This window comes from Halohasta litorea, assembly GCF_024494645.1.
Taxonomy (GTDB): domain Archaea; phylum Halobacteriota; class Halobacteria; order Halobacteriales; family Haloferacaceae; genus Halohasta; species Halohasta litorea.
This window is the reverse complement of sequence record NZ_JANHDJ010000002.1, coordinates 467,557-483,356: the sequence shown is the minus strand read 5'-3', so window position 1 is coordinate 483,356 and position 15,800 is coordinate 467,557. Positions and strand designations below refer to the sequence as shown.

Here is a 15,800-nt window from a genome sequence, read left to right as displayed (position 1 = left end):
CCACACAGACGACTACCAGTCGACCACCAGTTTACGACGGAAACGATGGTATGTTGCGTCCGGAGATTCCACGGCGAGAGTCATCGAGCCGTGTAGCCACCATCAACGACGAGATTGTGGCCGGTGACGTAAGCGGACTCCTCGCTTGCGAGGAACAGCGCCACCCCGGCGATCTCCTCGGGCAGTCCGTCGCGGCCAAGCGGGATCCGGTCGCCGAGGGTGCCCGCAACGGCTGCGTCCTCTGTCGACATCGCCGTTTCGATGACGCCGGGGTTGATCGCGTTGACGCGGATGCCGTCGTCGCCGAGTTCGACAGCGAGTTCCCGCGTCAGGTTCGTCACCCCGCCTTTCGAGGCACAGTAGGCCGCCGAATCGTCGAAGGCGACCACCCCCGCAATCGACGAGAGGTTGATGATCGATCCGCCGTCGCCTTGCTTGCGCATGATCTCAGCCGCAAGGGTACAGCCGAAGTAGACGCCCTTGAGATTGATCGCCAGCAGTCGGTCGTACTCGTCCTCACTGACCGTTTCGACCGGCTGGGGCCGGGGAACACCCCGGCGTTGTTCACCATCACGTCGAGGCTGCCGAACGTCTCGACGGTTTCGTCGATCGTCGACCGTAGCTGTTCGATATCCGAGACATCCGTTTCGATGAATACCCCGTCGGACAGCAACTCGTGGGTCGGTGTGCCTCCTTCGCGGGGGTCGCTTCGAACGTCGGCCACGGCGACACTCGCGCCCTCCTTATCGAAGCGGAGTGCGATTGCACGGCCGATCCCCGAGGACGCGCCGGTGACGAGTGCGGTGGTGTCTGCTAAACGCTGTGACATAGAACAATCACAAGACACCAACGCGATTGAGTGCCAAATAGCCACAAGCTAGATTGGATTGACTGTTGGCGTACTGTACCGAGTGGCCGATCAGTCGGGAGGCGAGAGGTCGGCCGTGTCGACCCGTACCCGTACGTCGATCGCTGAGACGCCCTCGGGTGAGACGACCAGCGGATTGATATCTAACTCCGTGATCGCCGGGAAATCGGTGAGTAGCTGGGAGACCCGCTGGATGGTCTCGACGATGCGGTCGATGTCCGCGGGGGTTCGTCCCCGTGTGCCCCTGAGCATCGGCGCAGCCCGGATTTCATCGGTCATCGCGCGGGCCTCGTGTTCGCTCACCGGCGCAATGCGGAAGGCCGTATCCTCGTAGATCTGGACGAAGATACCGCCGAGACCGAACATGAGGAGGTGGCCGAACTGTGGGTCTCGCTTTGCACCGATGATCGTTTCGGTACTTTCGGCGGGGTCGACCAATCCTTCGACGCGCACACCGAGAAGTGACGTTTCGGGGGCGTGGCTCCGCGCGCGATCCAGGATGGTTCGGTAGGTGTCGGCGACGGCATCGGTCGGGACGCCGACCTCGACGCCGCCGATATCGGATTTGTGGACGATCTCCGGGCTGGCGATCTTCATGACGACCGGCCCGCCGATACGCTCGGCGACTGCCGCGGCGGCCTCGGGGCTCTCGACCAGTTCGCCCGGCGGCGTCGGTATCCCGTAGGCATCCAGGAGCGCCATCGCCTCAACGCCGAGATAGTCGACGTCGCGGTCGTCGGTCTGGGCGAGGATCTCGGAGGCGCGCTTGCGGTCGACCTCGAACTCGGCTGGCGGCTCGTACGCCCGGTCGAGGACCGCGCCGTAGTCGGCGAGGGTTTCCAGGCTGGCGACGGCTCGCGAGGGGTCGAAGTAGTTGGGGATGCCGTACTGGGCCAACGTGTCGGCAGCCCGATCCGCTGGCTCGCCACCCATGAGACAGGCGACGACCGGCGTGCCGTGCTCGGCCTGGAGGTCGCCGATCGTCTCGGCCAAGGCCGCGAACTCGTAGAGGGCGGTCGGCACCGAGAGGACGACCGCGCCGTCGACCCCCTTGTCGGCCAAAACGGTATCGAGTGCGGCTTCGAACCGGGCGAGATCGGCATCCCCGATGATATCGAGTGGGTTGGTACTGTCGGCCGCGGCGGGGAGCAGTTCGTCGAGGGCAGTACGGGTTTCGACCCCGAACTCGGCGAGATCGAGGCTGGAGTCGCCGACCGCGTCGGTCGTCAGCACGCCCGGCCCGCCGCCGTTGGTGACGACCGCGACGTTGTCGCCGTCGGGGCGTGGCTGGCCCGCGAGCACCTGGCCGAAATCGAAGACGTCCTGGATGTCCTCGGCACGGATCACGCCTGCCTGCTCGAAGGCTGCGTCATAGGCGTCGTCACTGCCTGCCATCGAGCCGGTGTGGGATTTCGCGGCCGCCGCCCCCGCCTCGGTGCGACCGGATTTGATGACGACCACCGGCGTCGACGCGGTCACGTCCCGGGCCGTCTCGATGAACGCCCGGCCCTCGTCGATGTCCTCGACGTAGGCGAGAATCACGTCGGTCCCGGGATCGTCGTCCCACTCATAGAGGAAGTCGACCTCGTCGAGAACCGTCTCGTTGCCCAGCGAGACCACGTCGTTGAAGCCGATGTTGTGCTGGGTTGCCCAGCCGATGACCGCGGCGATAAAGGCCCCCGACTGGCTCAGCAGCGACAGCGACCCCTCGGGCGGTCGGCCCTCCAAAAAGGTCCCGTTGAGGCCGGTCGCGGTGCTGATCACGCCCACGGAGTTCGGGCCGACGAGATCGAGGTCGTACTCCGCGGCGACCGCGGCCAGTTCCCGCTCCCGCCGTCGGCCTTCGGCGTCGGTCTCGCTGAACCCTGCGGTGATGACGACGACGTTTTTTATTCCTTGTTCGCCGACCTGCCGGACCACGTCGACGGCGACCGTGGCGGGAACCGCGACGACTGCGAGGTCGATTGCTGTGGGGTTCGGGGCCGCCTCAATGCTCGGGTAACAGTCGGCGTCCAGGACCGTCTCGCGGTTCGGGTTGACCGGGACGATCTCGCCGTCGAAGGTCGCGAGGTTCTCCAGGAGTGCGCGGCCGACAGAGCCCTCGCGGTCGGTTGCGCCGATGACGGCGATCCGGTCGGGATCGAACAGCCCCGAGAGGTCCGTCATCGTTCGGCCCGCCGGTCGACCGCGGGAGGGTTCATTCGGAGGATGGCGAGTCGGTGGCGTGGGGTAGTCGCTGGACTGGCGGAGACCATATGGCTCGGTTCGGCCAAGTCGTGACTAAAGCCGTTGGCCGGTGTCGGTGACGGTCGCTCCCAGCGTACATATGGACGGACTCCCGAGGTACCAGCATGGACATCGACCACCCGTTTACGACGCCGGTTTCGGTTCGCTTCCGTGATATCGACGCCTTCGGCCACGTCAATAACGCGGTTCACGTGAGCTACATCGAGGAGGCCCGAGTGGCCTACTTCGAGCAGGTGCTGGGTGTCGACCTCGGATCGGTCGGCACCGTGGTGGCCTCGCTGTCGGTCGATTACTGCCAGCCGATCGAACTCGACGATGAGGTGGTCGTCGAGACCACGGTGCCGGAGATCGGGACGACGAGTCTGACGCTCGACCACGAGCTTCGGGTCGACGGCGAGATCGTGGCGACGGCGACCGTGGTGCTGGTACAGTACGACTACGAGGCGGACGAGCCAGTGGCGATTCCCGACGCGTGGCGATCGACGATCGCCGCCTTCGAGGGGCACGCGACCGAGTGACACGGCAGGGGACTGCACCAAACTACTTGCTGATTGCGACCTAAGCGAGTCGTATGTCAGCTATCGAGTGCGGAGGCGGTCGACGGTGACGATTTATACCGGTCGTGGCGACGAGGGCGAGACCGACCTGCGGGACCTCTCGCGGGTCTCGAAGACCAACCCCCGGATCGAGGCCTACGGCGTCGTCGACGAGGCCAACTCCCTGATTGGAACCGCTCGCCCGAGTGGGTACGATGACGTCGACGACTGGCTTGGGTCGGTCCAGAACCACCTCCACATCATTCAGTCGGAGTTCGCCACCCCCGAGCCCGACGAGGAGGACCCACAGATCCGCGAGGAACACGTCGACCAGCTCGAATCCTGGATCGACACCGCCGACGAGGAGCTCGACCCACTCACGTCGTTTATCCTGCCGGGTGGCGGCGACTCCGGGGCGGCGCTCCACCACGCGCGGTCAGTCACCCGGCGGGCCGAACGCCGGGCGGTCGAACTCGCCCAAAACGAGCCGATCAACGCCGAGGCGGTGACGTATCTCAACCGATTGTCGGATGGGCTGTTCACCTTCGCGCGGCTGGTCAACGCCCGCGATGGGGTGCCCGAGGAGTCGCCGACGTACTGAAGGCGGAGCGGCCGCGGTCCTAGAGAGGTAGCATCGCGGAGAACGGTCGACCGCCGCCGGATCTGTGTGGGACAGACACTGGGACGGATGAGTGTGTGGCGGCGGCCGAGTCGGGTCATGTCATTGGTCGAACCCACGGTGCCGTCGACCCGAGGACGGAGGCGATACGCGGCGGCGGGAAGCCACGCCCGCCGACCGTGGTTTTAGGTTTGCCTAAATAGTAATCAAGGCTTCGATTTAGGCCAGCCTAAAAGCATTCAGCACAAAGGCTATATCTGTTGCTGCCATTTGGTCAGATATGAACAAGCACTTCAGTGACGCACGGTACTATCTCGGCCGCGCCGTATCGCACCTCAAACAGGGACTGAGCGAGGAGCTGGCCCCGGTTGTCCGGCGTGTTCGGGCTCGGTTCGGCGACGAGGTCGAAGCGGAACCGGAGCCGGAAACCCGCGCCGAGCGCGTTCGCGTCGCCGCCAAGCAGGGGTTCCAGCGTGTGCGGCAGGCCCGCCAGCCCGACGAGCAGACGGCCTGATCGGGCAGCTCCGCCTTTTTATCGGTCGGTGTCGGAACGCGTGTAGAAAGAAGCCTTTAAGTCCGGTCGACAGGTAGCAATCGGTAGCGGGTTGGTGGTCTAGCCAGGTTATGACGGCTCCTTCACACGGAGCAGGCCGGCGGTTCGAATCCGCCCCAACCCATTTCTGATTTCTCACAACGACGAGCGACGCGAAATCGCTACGTGATCTCGAATGCGAATAGCGGGGTTAACGTTACATCTTGACAAGAATGTTTGTGAGCCGCTGTTGGAATCCAATTCATCAGACACAGAATGAACTGAAATAGGGGGCGCCGAACCCGGATATCCCACCACTATTTACGTTCGTGGCAAGTATCCGGAAGTATGTCTATATATAGAGGTTTGTCACTGAAGGCGCGAGTACCCCTAGCCATCTGGGCGCTTGGTGTCATCGTTACTATTTTGGTTACATTCGAGGTCCTACAAATATCAGAGACAGAACTGACTGTATTTGCATTTGCGCTCATCATAGGATCGTTCTACGGTATATTTTTGCCGCTCTGGCGACGGTTACCGGAGGACTGGAGGCGAAGCTGAAAGCTCACTAATGTCGGTGTACTCGATCCGACAACGTCCTACTGTTTGAGTTATCTATGTTCGGTGAAGCACGGAAAGTCGTTGTGGTGAAATCAGACACTCTACTGATCGAATTGGGGGGGCAAAGAACGGCTGTGTGAACCGTTGTATGATATCCTCCATTATTACTCGCTGGCGTCGGCAGGCGGTTCGACGCTCGAAATATCGCTGACGTTTTGCGGCGGGTAGTAGTCGACCGGCCAGTCGCCGTCGTCCCGTTTCCGTGACTTCACACACCGCACCCAGTTGTTGTCCAGAAAAGCGACCCGATTACGACCCATCAAGCGCGGCCCCACAGCTCTCGGCGAGCACGCTGACGACCCCTTCGTGAACCCCGTTCGGAATCCCGTCGACGGACAGCACCGACTCGCCGCTCACCCCGTCGACACAGCCCGCCTTGAGGCTGGCCGCAAGCAGACGACGCTCGGTTTGAGCCGTGTGGAGCAGCGGCTCGCCAGCGAGCAACGACAGTGCGCCGACGATACCGTAGGCACCCCAGTTCGAGACCCCGGCGACGACGAGGTGGTCGACCGGCGTCACGCAGGCGATCGTCTCGCCGTGATCGACGTGTTTGCGGACCGCCGACTGCGCCACGCCCATCCCGATCTCGTTTCCACCGTCGCCGACAGCGACCGTCGGAACCCCGCGGTCGCGGGCCCTCTCGAACAGCGCGTCGACGGAGCTGACGTGTTGTGAGACGGCCTCGCCGTTCATGTTCCGGTGGCTACCGTCGGCACACCGACCCGGTTTCTCGACTGCCACTACAGCGCCGGGGTCGTCGCGGTCGAGTAGCGACTCGGCGGAAGCAGTCGCCGGATCGACGAGTTCGATCTCGGCCTCGCAGTCGAGCACGTCAAGGAGGATAGCCATCGTCGCTTCGACCATCGGTTCGACGACGATCACCGGTTCGGCACCGAGGCTGTCGAGGGCGTGTGCCATCACCGCGGTTCCGAGCGGGCCGTCGGTTTCAGGGGCCACCGGCGGGACGATCGGGAACCCGGTCGACAGCAGCACTCGGTCGCGGGAGTCGGCCGCTTCGAGTAGCGGCTCTGCGGCGCGCTTCACAAGCGGCGTCCCCTCGTGGGCGGCCTTGTAGAGCCGTCGACAATTCCGATTACCGAGGTCCAGCGTAATCTGGTGGTCGATTGCCGTGTACATACCTCGTCGTACCGTCCGACTGTGCTAAACGTAGCGGAACGCCGCGTTGGACGCCGAGGGCCGACTACGTGCTGTCGGCGTTGACCGACGTGCGTTTGGCCGGTCCCGTCTCCGGGCCCGCCTTCTGACGGTTCCGAAGCGTTAACCCGACGAAGACGGCGAATCCGACCGCCCGGAGCATCAGATCCAACAGAAGCGCGTCGACCGAGACGGTTATCCCGACGAGCCCGAGCAGGTCGAAGACGGTCTCGGAAAGCAGCTGCGGTGCCATCAGTAGCACCGAACTGAGCGCGAAGCCCGCCCGCCCCAGCGAGTCAACGTGGGTGTACAGTGTGCCGATCACCGTCGCCCCCAGCGCGATAACGCCGAGGAAGACGCCGACGATCGGGACGAAGACCTCCGGCACCGAGTAGGAGAGATCGGCGAGATCGTTGAAGTTGACGACGCGGTAGCGATCGCGGATCGGCAACTCGGCGGCGTTGGCCTTCTCGCGCAGCAGGACGATTCCCGGCGCGAGCACGAACGCGAAGGGGACGATCGCCTTGTTCAGGGAGAGCGAGAAGGCCTTGATACCGGTCTCGAAGGGATCGGATTTGGCGACCCCGCTGGCGGCGTAGGCCGCCACCGCCACCGGTGGCGTGATGTCGGCGATGACACCGAAGTAGAGGATGAAGAGGTGGGCCGCCAGCAGCGGAATCCCGAACTCCACGAGCGGGGTGGCCAGCATCGAGATGAGGATGATGTAGGTGACTGTCGTCGGCATCCCCATCCCGAGGATGATACTGGCAACTGCAGTCACCAACAGCATGACGACGATCGAGCCACCCGACAGCGCTAACAGCAGGGAAGTGAGGTTCGGTCCGAGTCCCGAGACGCTGATAACGCCGGGGATGATCCCGGCGGCCGCCACCGCGACGACGACCGGGACAGCCGTCCGTGCGCCCTCCTCCATCGATTTGACGACGAACATCCCGAGTTTGAACGGTTGATTGTCGCCGAGATCACGACCGGTCCGCTCGCCGATCGAGTCGGCAGCGTCGGTGACTGTCGGGTTGAGATTGAGCAGCGAGGCATCGAGATCCGGCTTCGAGAGCAGCGTCAGGGCTCCGGTGAGCATCATGTACCAGCCGATCCTAGACCCAACGATACCGACCGCCTCGTCGACCGGGAGGCCAGCGGCGGCTCCGCCGCTCAGCAGGCCGGTTACCGGGACGCCCGCGAGGATGAAACTCGCCACTTCGATGCCGACGATTCCCGCGAGGATCGCGGCCAGTCGACCGCGCGTCTCGGTGCTGTAGGCCGAGACGAGCGCGACCAGTGCCACGAGTGCGACCAGCGTGAACCACGCCGACCGCGAGACTGACAGCCGCTCGATGATGAGGTAGTACAGCAGCAGGCCAATGGGGACGAGGTAGAACCAGCCACGTTTGAGATGCTCCCACAGCGAGACAGTTTCGGTTTCGAGGCCGCCGATCCCCTCCTGGACGGCTTTGAGGTGAACCATCACCCAGACGCCGAAAAAGAAGACGACCGCCGGGACCGTTGCGAGGATGATGATCTCACGGAACGGTGTCGCGGTGTACTGGACCATGAGGAACGCCGCCGCGCCCATCACCGGCGGCAGGATCTGACCACCCGACGAGGCGGAGGACTCGACCGCTCCGGAGAACTCCGGGGAGTAGCCCGACTTCTTCATCAGCGGGATCGTAAACGCTCCCGTGGTGACCGTGTTGGCGATCGACGATCCCGAAATCGTCCCCATGAAGCCGCTGGCGAGGATGCTCGCCTTTGCCGGACCGCCCTTGCGCTTGCCGGTGACGGCGTAGGCGAGATCGATGAACCACTGGCCCGCCCCGCTCATTTCGAGGAACGAGCCGAAGAGGATGAAGATGTAGATGAAGCTGACCGACACCGTCACAGGGATGCCGAAGACGCCGTTTTCGGTGTTGTACCAGAGGTTCTGGACGATATCCGGCCACGACAGTTCGGGGATCGCCAGCAGCCCGATGAAGGGGGTGGTGCTGTTAATGAGGAAGCCCCACCGCGCGTAGACGATGAAGCTCGCGACGATTAGCATGAGCGGCAGGCCGAGCGTCCGGCGGGTCGCTTCGAGCACGAGCAGAATCCCGATCACGCCGAGTGCCATCGCGTAGGAGTACTCGCTGACGAACGGGATGCTACCGAGGACCGGGTCGAGGAACGTGTACACCTCGGTAATCGGTCGACCGGAGTCGATACCGAACACCCGCATGTTCTGGATCTCGGCGAACTCCGTCAGGAAGTAGAACGCCGAGGCTACCGCTCCCAGAATACAGACCAGATCGAACGGCGTCACCCGGTCCATATCGCGGTCGACGAACAGCCACCGAAACACGTCGCGAACCCGGTTGAGGACTCCCGTCACCGGGCTTCGCTCGCCGAACTGGTCGGCGACCAGATCGCCGATCCTGCCCAGGTAGCGGGCGACGAACCCCTCGCCCGTGCTCCCCGGAAACAGCAGGAACGTGATGACGAGCGCGAAGGCAACGTGGACCGCGTTGGCCTGCAGCAACTGTAGGGAGACCTCGATCGGCTGGATCGAGACCACCCCGAGGTCGAGGCTCGGCAGCGGGATCGTGAACGTGAAGCTCCGCGCGGCCAGAATCAGCTGGAATATCGAAAACAGGATGCCGATGGCCGCGACGGCCACCACGGCGACCCCCTGGAGAGACCGTCGGCGTTCGATCTCGTCTATCAGTTCTCCGGCCTCCTCGCGGGAGACCGCCTCGGCTCCGTCGTCGGGACTGCCATCCGGGTTGGTAGTCGTAGTCATGAGAGTTGGTTGATCAATGATCGTCGGTCGACGTACAGTCGGACATCACTGGCGTCGGTCGCGGCAACGAGGTCGTGTCGCTGGCCGTCGACGAGCAGCGTGTGGCTGGCGATCCGTCCGGGCGAGACCGACAGGGTTTCGAGCTCGGTAATCGGTTCGTCAGGGTCGTAGACGAGCGTCCCGTTGACGTTGGTCACGTTGACACGAGCCGGAAGCCCCCAGCCGTAGGACTCGAACTCCATGCGGGTGTTCACCAGCGTGGTGCCGTCGACGCGGTACTCGTCGTAGACGCGGGATTTCTCGACGCTGTGGGTGTATTCGAGGGCGACGGTGCTCCCGTCGTCGACCGGCACCGAGAGGTACACTTCGCCGGTTTCGATGTCTTCGACGACCAGCACGGATTCGCCGGGGACCGCCGCAGCGACCCCAACGGCAACGAGCCCCACGGCTACGGCAACGACGAGAACAGTCGATCGTGAACGGTGATTCATATGCCCTGGGACTCACTGAACGAATTCCACCTTGTTTCGACCCTGCGTGCTGCGTGCCCGATGTGACACAGGGGCAACGATTCCGTGTTTGATGCGGTCAGCCGTACACTATCGGTCCGTCATGCGACATCCCGCAAAGCGGCTCGGAGTGATCTCTCGACGGCTTAGGCGTCGAAGTAGGCCGCCGCGCCCTCGTGGAGCTCGATCGACATCCCGTCCTGTGCGCTGTCGACCGAGATGAAGTCGGTCTTGATCGACAGCTCGCCGAGGTTGTCGAAGATGGCCGCGGTGACCGTCTCGACGGTGTCGGCCTCGACGCCGGAGTGGGTGGCGATCATCGCCTGGACGGCGACGGTGTCGACGTCCTCGTCGACGCCGCTGTAGGTGCCGCCGGGGATGGTGTCGTCGGCGAACCACGAGGCGTCGGATTTGATCGTCTCCCGGGTGTCGCCGCTGATCGAGACGATCTCGATATCGTTCGTGTTGGCGAGGTCCTCAATCGCACCCACCGGCCAGCCGCCGACGACGAACGCCGCATCGATGTCGCCGTTGGCGAGCTGTTCGGAGGCCTGCGAGAAACCGGCGTTCTGCTCGTTGTAGTCGGAGATCCCGGCGGAATCGAGGATCTGCTGGGCGTTGACCTGTGTTCCGGAGCCGAGGTCACCGGTGTTGACTGTCGCGCCGCTGAGATCGCCGATCGACGAGATGTCGTTTTCGGCCAGCGTCACGAGCGTGATCGTTTCGGGGTACAGCGTGGCAACACCCTGCAGTGATTCGACCGGGTTGCCGTCGAAAGCATCAATACCCTCGCCGTTCTTGGCGAAGGAGGCGATGTCGTTCTGAATGAGCGCGAAGTCCGCCGAGCCGTCGGCGAGACTACCGACGTTCTCGACACTTGCGCCCGTCGACTGGACGTTCAGCGAGAAGTCCGAGTTGGCCTCGACGACCGTCTTGAACTCGTTCGAGAGCGGGAAATAGGTGCCACCAGTGCCGCCAGCGTGCCAGCTGAGGCGGTTTGCGGAGTCTCCGCCCCCACCGTCGCTCTCGCTTTCGTTCCCATCCTCGCTTCCGTCTCCACCATCGTCACTTCCTCCAGTACATCCGGCGAGTGCCGCAATACTTGTCGCACCGGTCACTGTGAGGAACCGACGTCGCGTCTGATCCGATGACATACGTACGCACATGAATTGATAGATATATATAATTATTTGTTAGAAATTTCAAATTAGCTGCAGAGGTATTTACAGGCAGGTGACACGCAGTAATAGTCTGTAAGATGATGTGTTATATATGATTCAATTCTGAATCAATCGATCCGGGACTCAGCAACTATGCTACTTTATAATTAAATAAATGGTTGTGTCTGGATGATAGTACCCGATTCGGCTATTTGGGGCACCGTTATTACCTCCTGACGCGTATATCATCTACCGGAGATATGCTTCACCACCACGAAGACGCCTCATGTCTCCGGTAGTTTCTACGCTGTTCGTCGACGTCGCTCAGTTTCCCGGCGTGTCGGGCCACTGCTGTCGATCGACCCGGCCGACGGCCCGGCGGACCACCGGCGCGAGCGACTCGTGGCCGATAATCCCGAAGCCGATCAGGACGACGGCGAACCCGGCGATCGTCGTCGCCGTCAGCGCCTCGCCCAACAGGAGCCAACCGCCGAGAGTGGCGACGATCGGGCTGGCGTAGAAGACCAGACTCGACTGGGTCGCACCGACCTCGTCGAGCAGCCCAAAGTAGAGGATGTAGGCGACCGCTCCAGCGAAGACGCCGAGGTAGCCGACCGCGACGATCGCGCCGAGCGTCCACTCGGCGGCTGCAGTCGACTCGCCAGCGCCGATACTGAGCGCGTGGAGCATGAGTGCACTCACCGGCAGCGCCCACGCGGTCCGGACCGTACTCGACAGCGAGGAGTCGGCTCGGCGGATCAACACGGTCCCGATCGCAAGGCTCACCGCGCCCGCGAGGACGATCACCGCGCCGCCACTGACGGTCTCGATAACCGTCGCGGGCGTTATGTCGACGACCATACCGACGCCAACGAGGCCGACGAGCGTACCGACCGCACCCGCCGCCGTCAGTCGTTCGTCGGCCAGCAGCGCGCCCGCAAACAGCGGCGCGAAGATCGGGACGAGCGCGAACAAGATCGCACCGACGCCGCTGGTGAGGCTCCCTTGACCGACGAACAGCAGGCCGTTTGCCAGTCCGATGGCGAGGACCCCCGCAGCGAGAATCGCGGCGATGTCGCCGGTCGTCTTCGGGAGGAGTTCCGCGCGGCTCCGGGTCAGGGCGACGTACCCCATCAGGATGACGGCCGCAATATCGAACCGCACGGCGACCAACAGCAGCGGCGGCACAGAGGCTTGCCCGGCTTTCGCCGCGACGAACGTCCCACCGAAGAAGACACTCACAAGCAGGAACCGAACCAGCGTCCGGTTCTGGCTCACGCCCACGCTTGCCCTCCAGGAGCACCCACTCGCCGACCCGAGCGAGCCGCCGATGATCGTGTGTCTCTCATTACTGTATGGAAAGGGCCGACGCCGTATAAATTAATTCAGAAAGAATTTCAGAGCAAGAAAGAAGGCCGATGGCTGAAACCTGCTCACGTCGTGACTCGATTTCATGGTGTGAAATCAGGGCGAAACTGACTTTTGTTGTGGTCCACAATCGGGGGTATGGACCCGGTGCTTGAGGAACTCGAATTTCTCGCCCTCTCGACGAATCGGGTTGACGTGCTGCGGCTGTTGGCTGCCGAGCCACACACTCGCCGGGAACTGGGCTCGGAGACCGGGGCCTCCCAACCCACCTTGGGGCGCATCCTCCAGGATTTCGAGGAGCGCAACTGGATCGCTCGGACGGCGGCGGGCTACGAAGCGACCGCGACCGGCCGACTCGTCGCCGATGGAATGAGCGAGTTCTACGAACTCATGGAAACCGAGCAGAAGCTCCGGGAGCTCGTCGAGTGGCTGCCGACCGCAGAGCTGACCTTCGATCTGCGGGCGCTCCGCTCGGCGACGATCACCGTCCCCAGCCAGACGCGTCCGGGCGCGCCGGTCGGTCGCATCGTCGATCTCGTTCGGGACGCCGAGCAGGTGACGGTGCTCTCGCATGCGTTCAACGACCGGATGCTGGAAGCGGTCACCGAGTGGGTCGCCGCTGGCGGCGAGTTCGAGGCGGTTTTCTCGGCGGATGCTATCGAACCTGTCAGGAACGATGCCGCCCTCGCTGACCTCCTCGGGCGGCTCGCCGACGCCGAGTCAGCGAACCTCCGGGTGTATGATGGGCCGGTCCCGCTGGCAGTCACCCTCACCGACAGCGTCGTGAGCCTGCTCCTCCGGGACGACAACGGCCGTCTGCAGGCCGCCGTCGACACCGACTCGCCCGAAGTCACCGACTGGGCCCGCGACGTATACGGTCGCTACCGCGGTGATAGCCGACCACTAACGAGCGAGATGCTCGACTAACACTCACCCCCGGCGCGGCACCGACAGCCGGTCGCCGAACCGCTCCCAGACGACGATCACCGAGGGCGTCACCAAAAGCGACGAGAGATACGCATAGCCGATGCCGAGGGCGATCAGGATACCGAACTCCTGGATCAGCGGAATCAGCGCGATTCCCAACACACCGATCCCGGCGACGGTCGTGATCATACTGCCGGTCAGGGCTCCGCCTGCTCCGGCGACGGTGGCCGACAGCGCCGCGAGCGTTTCCTGTGTTTCGTATTCGTCGACGAACCGGTGGACGAAATGCACCGTATAGTCGACGCCTAACCCGATCGAGATCGAGAGGATCGGCGCGTTGATCGGCGTCAGCGGGATGCCGAGCAGTCGCATCGAAGCGAGCAAGAGGCCGACCGTTACGAGGACTGGCACCAGATTAAGCAGCCCATATACGGCTCGGCCTTCCAGGAGGCGGTAGCTACCGACCAACACGACGGTCGTGAGAACGAAAGCGACGACGAGTCCGCGGACCGCCGAATCCAGCGTCGCGTCGATCACCTCCTGTTGGACGACGCGGTCGCCGGTCGCCACCGCCGACAGCGGCGTCCGGTCGGCGACATATTGGGCGTCTTCGACGACGCTCGCGGTATCTGCGTCGGGCTCGACGGCGATTTCGACCCGCGCGCTCTCGCGGTTTTCGGCGAGATAGCGGTCGGCCTCGCTCGCCCGTTGGGAGTCGTCCAGTGCAGCATATATCTCCTCGATATCTCGATCCGGTACCCCGGTCCCGAGCCGGTCGTGCTGGGCAACGAGCCGGTCGAAGGCTGGATCGGCCGCCCGTTGGCGCTCGATAACCGTCAGAATGCTTTCGGTATCGGCCCGTCCGGCGCTCGTCTCCGCGAAGCTGTCTGGCGGATTGCGCCCGAGGCGGTCGATCCGTTCCAAGGAGTCGTCCCGGCGGACCGGCTGGTCGATGTAGATCGTCACGCCGCCGCCGGTCGGCTGGTCGAACTCGTCTTCGAGGATGTCGATCGTCTCGATGAAGGTGTACTGCGAGGGCGCAAACGGCTCCGGCAGCCGGTCGTAGCGGTCGATCCAGGTCTCGCTCGGGAAAAACGCCTCCTCGGAGAACTCGGTGTCGACGCCCGACCCGTAGGCACCGGCGACGCCGGTGGCAAGCAGCACTACAACGAGGAACACGACCGGGGCCCGCCGGGAGATCGAGACCCCACCGGCGAGCCCGCGGGCCAACTGCGACCCCTCGCTGATGATCGGCGTCGTGCCGAACGCCGGGACCGGAAGCCGCTCGCGGAGCCGGTCGACGGTCACCTTCGCGGCGGGCAGATAAACGACGAACAGCACGAAGGTAAACGTCATCCCGACCGCCGCGACGATCCCGAACTCCTGGAGCGCCCCCAGTGGACTGGTGAGGTTGGCGGCGAAGCTACAGACCGTCGTGACGGTGACGATCAAGAAGGCAGTGCCTAACTGCCCCATCGAGCGCGCCATCGCCTCGTCGACCGAGGCCTCGCCGAGCCGGGCCTCCCGGTAGCGGTTGATCGCGTGGATACCGAAGTCGATACCGACCGCCAACAAGAGGGGAAACACCGAGACGATCGCATCCGAGAACGGAATCCCGGCGTATCCCATGAAGCCGAACGTCCAGACGAGCGTCAACAGCAGCGCCGACAGCCCGACCAGCAGGTCGATCGGGTCGCGGTAGGCGATCAACAAAAAGAGCAGAATGAGCCCGAGTGCGGCCGGGAAGACGACGATCGCGGTATCGGTGAGCAGCGCGGTGATCTCGGTCTGGAGGATTCCCTCGCCGAACAGATAGGCGTTCTCGCCGATCTCGTTGCCCTGAACCCCCTCGATGGCCGCGGCGCTGTCGGCCTGGAGCGTCTGGAGCCGACTCGTCGAGACACTCTCGGGCACGTCGTACTCGACAGTGACGAGCGCGGTCGAAGCCCGCTGTGTCGTCGGATTGTAGTCGGTCGAGACCGCCTCGGCGAACCGGTCGTCGTCGGCCGCCTCGATCGCCGTCGCCAGCTCGCTGTCGGTGGCCTCCTGGATCGCCCGGCGGCGGTCGGTCGGTGTCTCGGCGTCGGGGTCGAGTTCGGCCGCGATCCGATCGGCGTGGCTTGTCGTCTCTCCGATCCGGAGCGTCCCGTCGTCTTCGAGCCGCCGTTGGGTCTCCAGGAGCCGGAGCAGCGTGGGTCGAGCGACCACGTTGTCGGCCTCGACGAGCAGTTGGGCGCTGGTGTCGCTGTCGCCGACGTCGCCCGCGAACTCCTCGTCGATCCGCTCCATGGCGTCCATCGCCGGGACCTCCTCGGTGAACTGGTCGGTTCCGGCCTCCTGGTCGACCAGGCCCAGCCCGCCCGCGAAGACGACCGACAGCAGGGCGACCGAAACCAGGACGACTCCTGCATGCTCGACGGTCCCCTCGGCGAGCCGTTCGATGCCCCGGTTCGGGTCCCACATC

Annotated in this window: 11 protein-coding genes, 1 tRNA gene and 1 pseudogene; 5 read left to right on the top strand and 8 right to left on the bottom strand. The window is 64.0% G+C overall.

Going from position 1 to position 15,800, the window contains the following annotated elements:
* Nucleotides 1-80 precede the first annotated feature (80 nt).
* Together NO877_RS07345 and NO877_RS07340 are read right to left on the bottom strand one after the other, a co-directional pair.
* Nucleotides 81-829 (bottom strand): annotated as a pseudogene (locus tag NO877_RS07345) (SDR family oxidoreductase).
* Nucleotides 830-919: 90 nt separating this feature from the next.
* A complete protein-coding gene (locus NO877_RS07340) occupies nucleotides 920-3,034 on the bottom strand; it encodes an acetate--CoA ligase family protein (RefSeq protein WP_256395672.1) in 2,115 nt (704 codons plus the stop codon).
* Between the two features lie 185 nt (nucleotides 3,035-3,219).
* On the opposite strand from NO877_RS07340, the gene NO877_RS07335 reads away from it, so the two are divergent.
* The 4 genes from NO877_RS07335 to NO877_RS07320 all read left to right on the top strand — a co-directional run bounded on the left by NO877_RS07335 (nucleotide 3,220) and on the right by NO877_RS07320 (nucleotide 4,947).
* The gene (locus tag NO877_RS07335; protein ID WP_256395671.1) at nucleotides 3,220-3,633 is read left to right on the top strand and encodes an acyl-CoA thioesterase; all 414 of its coding nucleotides are present in this window, start codon (nucleotides 3,220-3,222) and stop codon (nucleotides 3,631-3,633) included.
* An 85-nt stretch (nucleotides 3,634-3,718) separates the two neighbouring features.
* Complete coding sequence (locus tag NO877_RS07330; RefSeq protein ID WP_256395670.1) at nucleotides 3,719-4,252, top strand: cob(I)yrinic acid a,c-diamide adenosyltransferase; 534 nt, start codon at nucleotides 3,719-3,721, stop codon at nucleotides 4,250-4,252.
* A 298-nt stretch (nucleotides 4,253-4,550) separates the two neighbouring features.
* Nucleotides 4,551-4,784, top strand: a complete 234-nt coding sequence (locus NO877_RS07325) for a DUF7553 family protein (protein ID WP_256395669.1) — start codon at nucleotides 4,551-4,553, stop codon at nucleotides 4,782-4,784.
* 88 nt (nucleotides 4,785-4,872) lie between these two features.
* Nucleotides 4,873-4,947: transfer RNA gene (locus NO877_RS07320), tRNA-Val, on the top strand.
* Between the two features lie 725 nt (nucleotides 4,948-5,672).
* Here the strand turns inward: NO877_RS07320 and NO877_RS07315 are convergent.
* The 5 genes from NO877_RS07315 to NO877_RS07295 all read right to left on the bottom strand — a co-directional run bounded on the left by NO877_RS07315 (nucleotide 5,673) and on the right by NO877_RS07295 (nucleotide 12,325).
* Nucleotides 5,673-6,560 (bottom strand): DUF4392 domain-containing protein, encoded by an 888-nt coding sequence (locus NO877_RS07315; protein WP_256395668.1) that lies wholly within the window; start codon nucleotides 6,558-6,560, stop codon nucleotides 5,673-5,675.
* A gap of 64 nt (nucleotides 6,561-6,624) precedes the next feature.
* Complete coding sequence (locus tag NO877_RS07310) at nucleotides 6,625-9,372, bottom strand: TRAP transporter permease (RefSeq protein WP_256395667.1); 2,748 nt, start codon at nucleotides 9,370-9,372, stop codon at nucleotides 6,625-6,627.
* A complete protein-coding gene (locus tag NO877_RS07305) occupies nucleotides 9,369-9,863 on the bottom strand; it encodes a DUF1850 domain-containing protein (protein WP_256395666.1) in 495 nt (164 codons plus the stop codon). The genes NO877_RS07310 and NO877_RS07305 overlap by 4 nt, the downstream gene beginning before the upstream one ends.
* Nucleotides 9,864-10,027: 164 nt before the next feature.
* Entirely contained in the window at nucleotides 10,028-11,035 is a 1,008-nt protein-coding gene (locus NO877_RS07300) for a TAXI family TRAP transporter solute-binding subunit (protein ID WP_256395665.1), read from the bottom strand.
* A 330-nt stretch (nucleotides 11,036-11,365) separates the two neighbouring features.
* Nucleotides 11,366-12,325, bottom strand: coding sequence for a DMT family transporter (locus NO877_RS07295; protein ID WP_256395664.1), 960 nt, complete (start codon nucleotides 12,323-12,325; stop codon nucleotides 11,366-11,368).
* Nucleotides 12,326-12,547: 222 nt separating this feature from the next.
* Here NO877_RS07295 and NO877_RS07290 point away from each other — a divergent pair, with 222 nt between their 5' ends.
* Nucleotides 12,548-13,336, top strand: a complete 789-nt coding sequence (locus NO877_RS07290) for a helix-turn-helix transcriptional regulator (RefSeq protein WP_256395663.1) — start codon at nucleotides 12,548-12,550, stop codon at nucleotides 13,334-13,336.
* Nucleotides 13,337-13,339: 3 nt separating this feature from the next.
* Here NO877_RS07290 and NO877_RS07285 read toward each other — a convergent pair whose 3' ends face one another.
* A complete protein-coding gene (locus NO877_RS07285) occupies nucleotides 13,340-15,799 on the bottom strand; it encodes an efflux RND transporter permease subunit (RefSeq protein ID WP_256395662.1) in 2,460 nt (819 codons plus the stop codon).
* Between the last annotated feature and the right edge of the window lies 1 nt (nucleotide 15,800).

What these genes read in the sequence shown, in the direction of transcription:
- NO877_RS07340 (WP_256395672.1), bottom strand. Translation starts at nt 3,034, where the DNA reads ATGACGGACCTCTCGGGGCTGTTCGATCCCGACCGGATCGCCGTCATC.
- NO877_RS07335 (WP_256395671.1), top strand. Translation starts at nt 3,220, where the DNA reads ATGGACATCGACCACCCGTTTACGACGCCGGTTTCGGTTCGCTTCCGT.
- NO877_RS07325 (WP_256395669.1), top strand. Translation starts at nt 4,551, where the DNA reads ATGAACAAGCACTTCAGTGACGCACGGTACTATCTCGGCCGCGCCGTA.
- NO877_RS07315 (WP_256395668.1), bottom strand. Translation starts at nt 6,560, where the DNA reads ATGTACACGGCAATCGACCACCAGATTACGCTGGACCTCGGTAATCGG.
- NO877_RS07310 (WP_256395667.1), bottom strand. Translation starts at nt 9,372, where the DNA reads ATGACTACGACTACCAACCCGGATGGCAGTCCCGACGACGGAGCCGAG.
- NO877_RS07305 (WP_256395666.1), bottom strand. Translation starts at nt 9,863, where the DNA reads ATGAATCACCGTTCACGATCGACTGTTCTCGTCGTTGCCGTAGCCGTG.
- NO877_RS07300 (WP_256395665.1), bottom strand. Translation starts at nt 11,035, where the DNA reads ATGTCATCGGATCAGACGCGACGTCGGTTCCTCACAGTGACCGGTGCG.
- NO877_RS07290 (WP_256395663.1), top strand. Translation starts at nt 12,548, where the DNA reads ATGGACCCGGTGCTTGAGGAACTCGAATTTCTCGCCCTCTCGACGAAT.
- NO877_RS07285 (WP_256395662.1), bottom strand. Translation starts at nt 15,799, where the DNA reads ATGTGGGACCCGAACCGGGGCATCGAACGGCTCGCCGAGGGGACCGTC.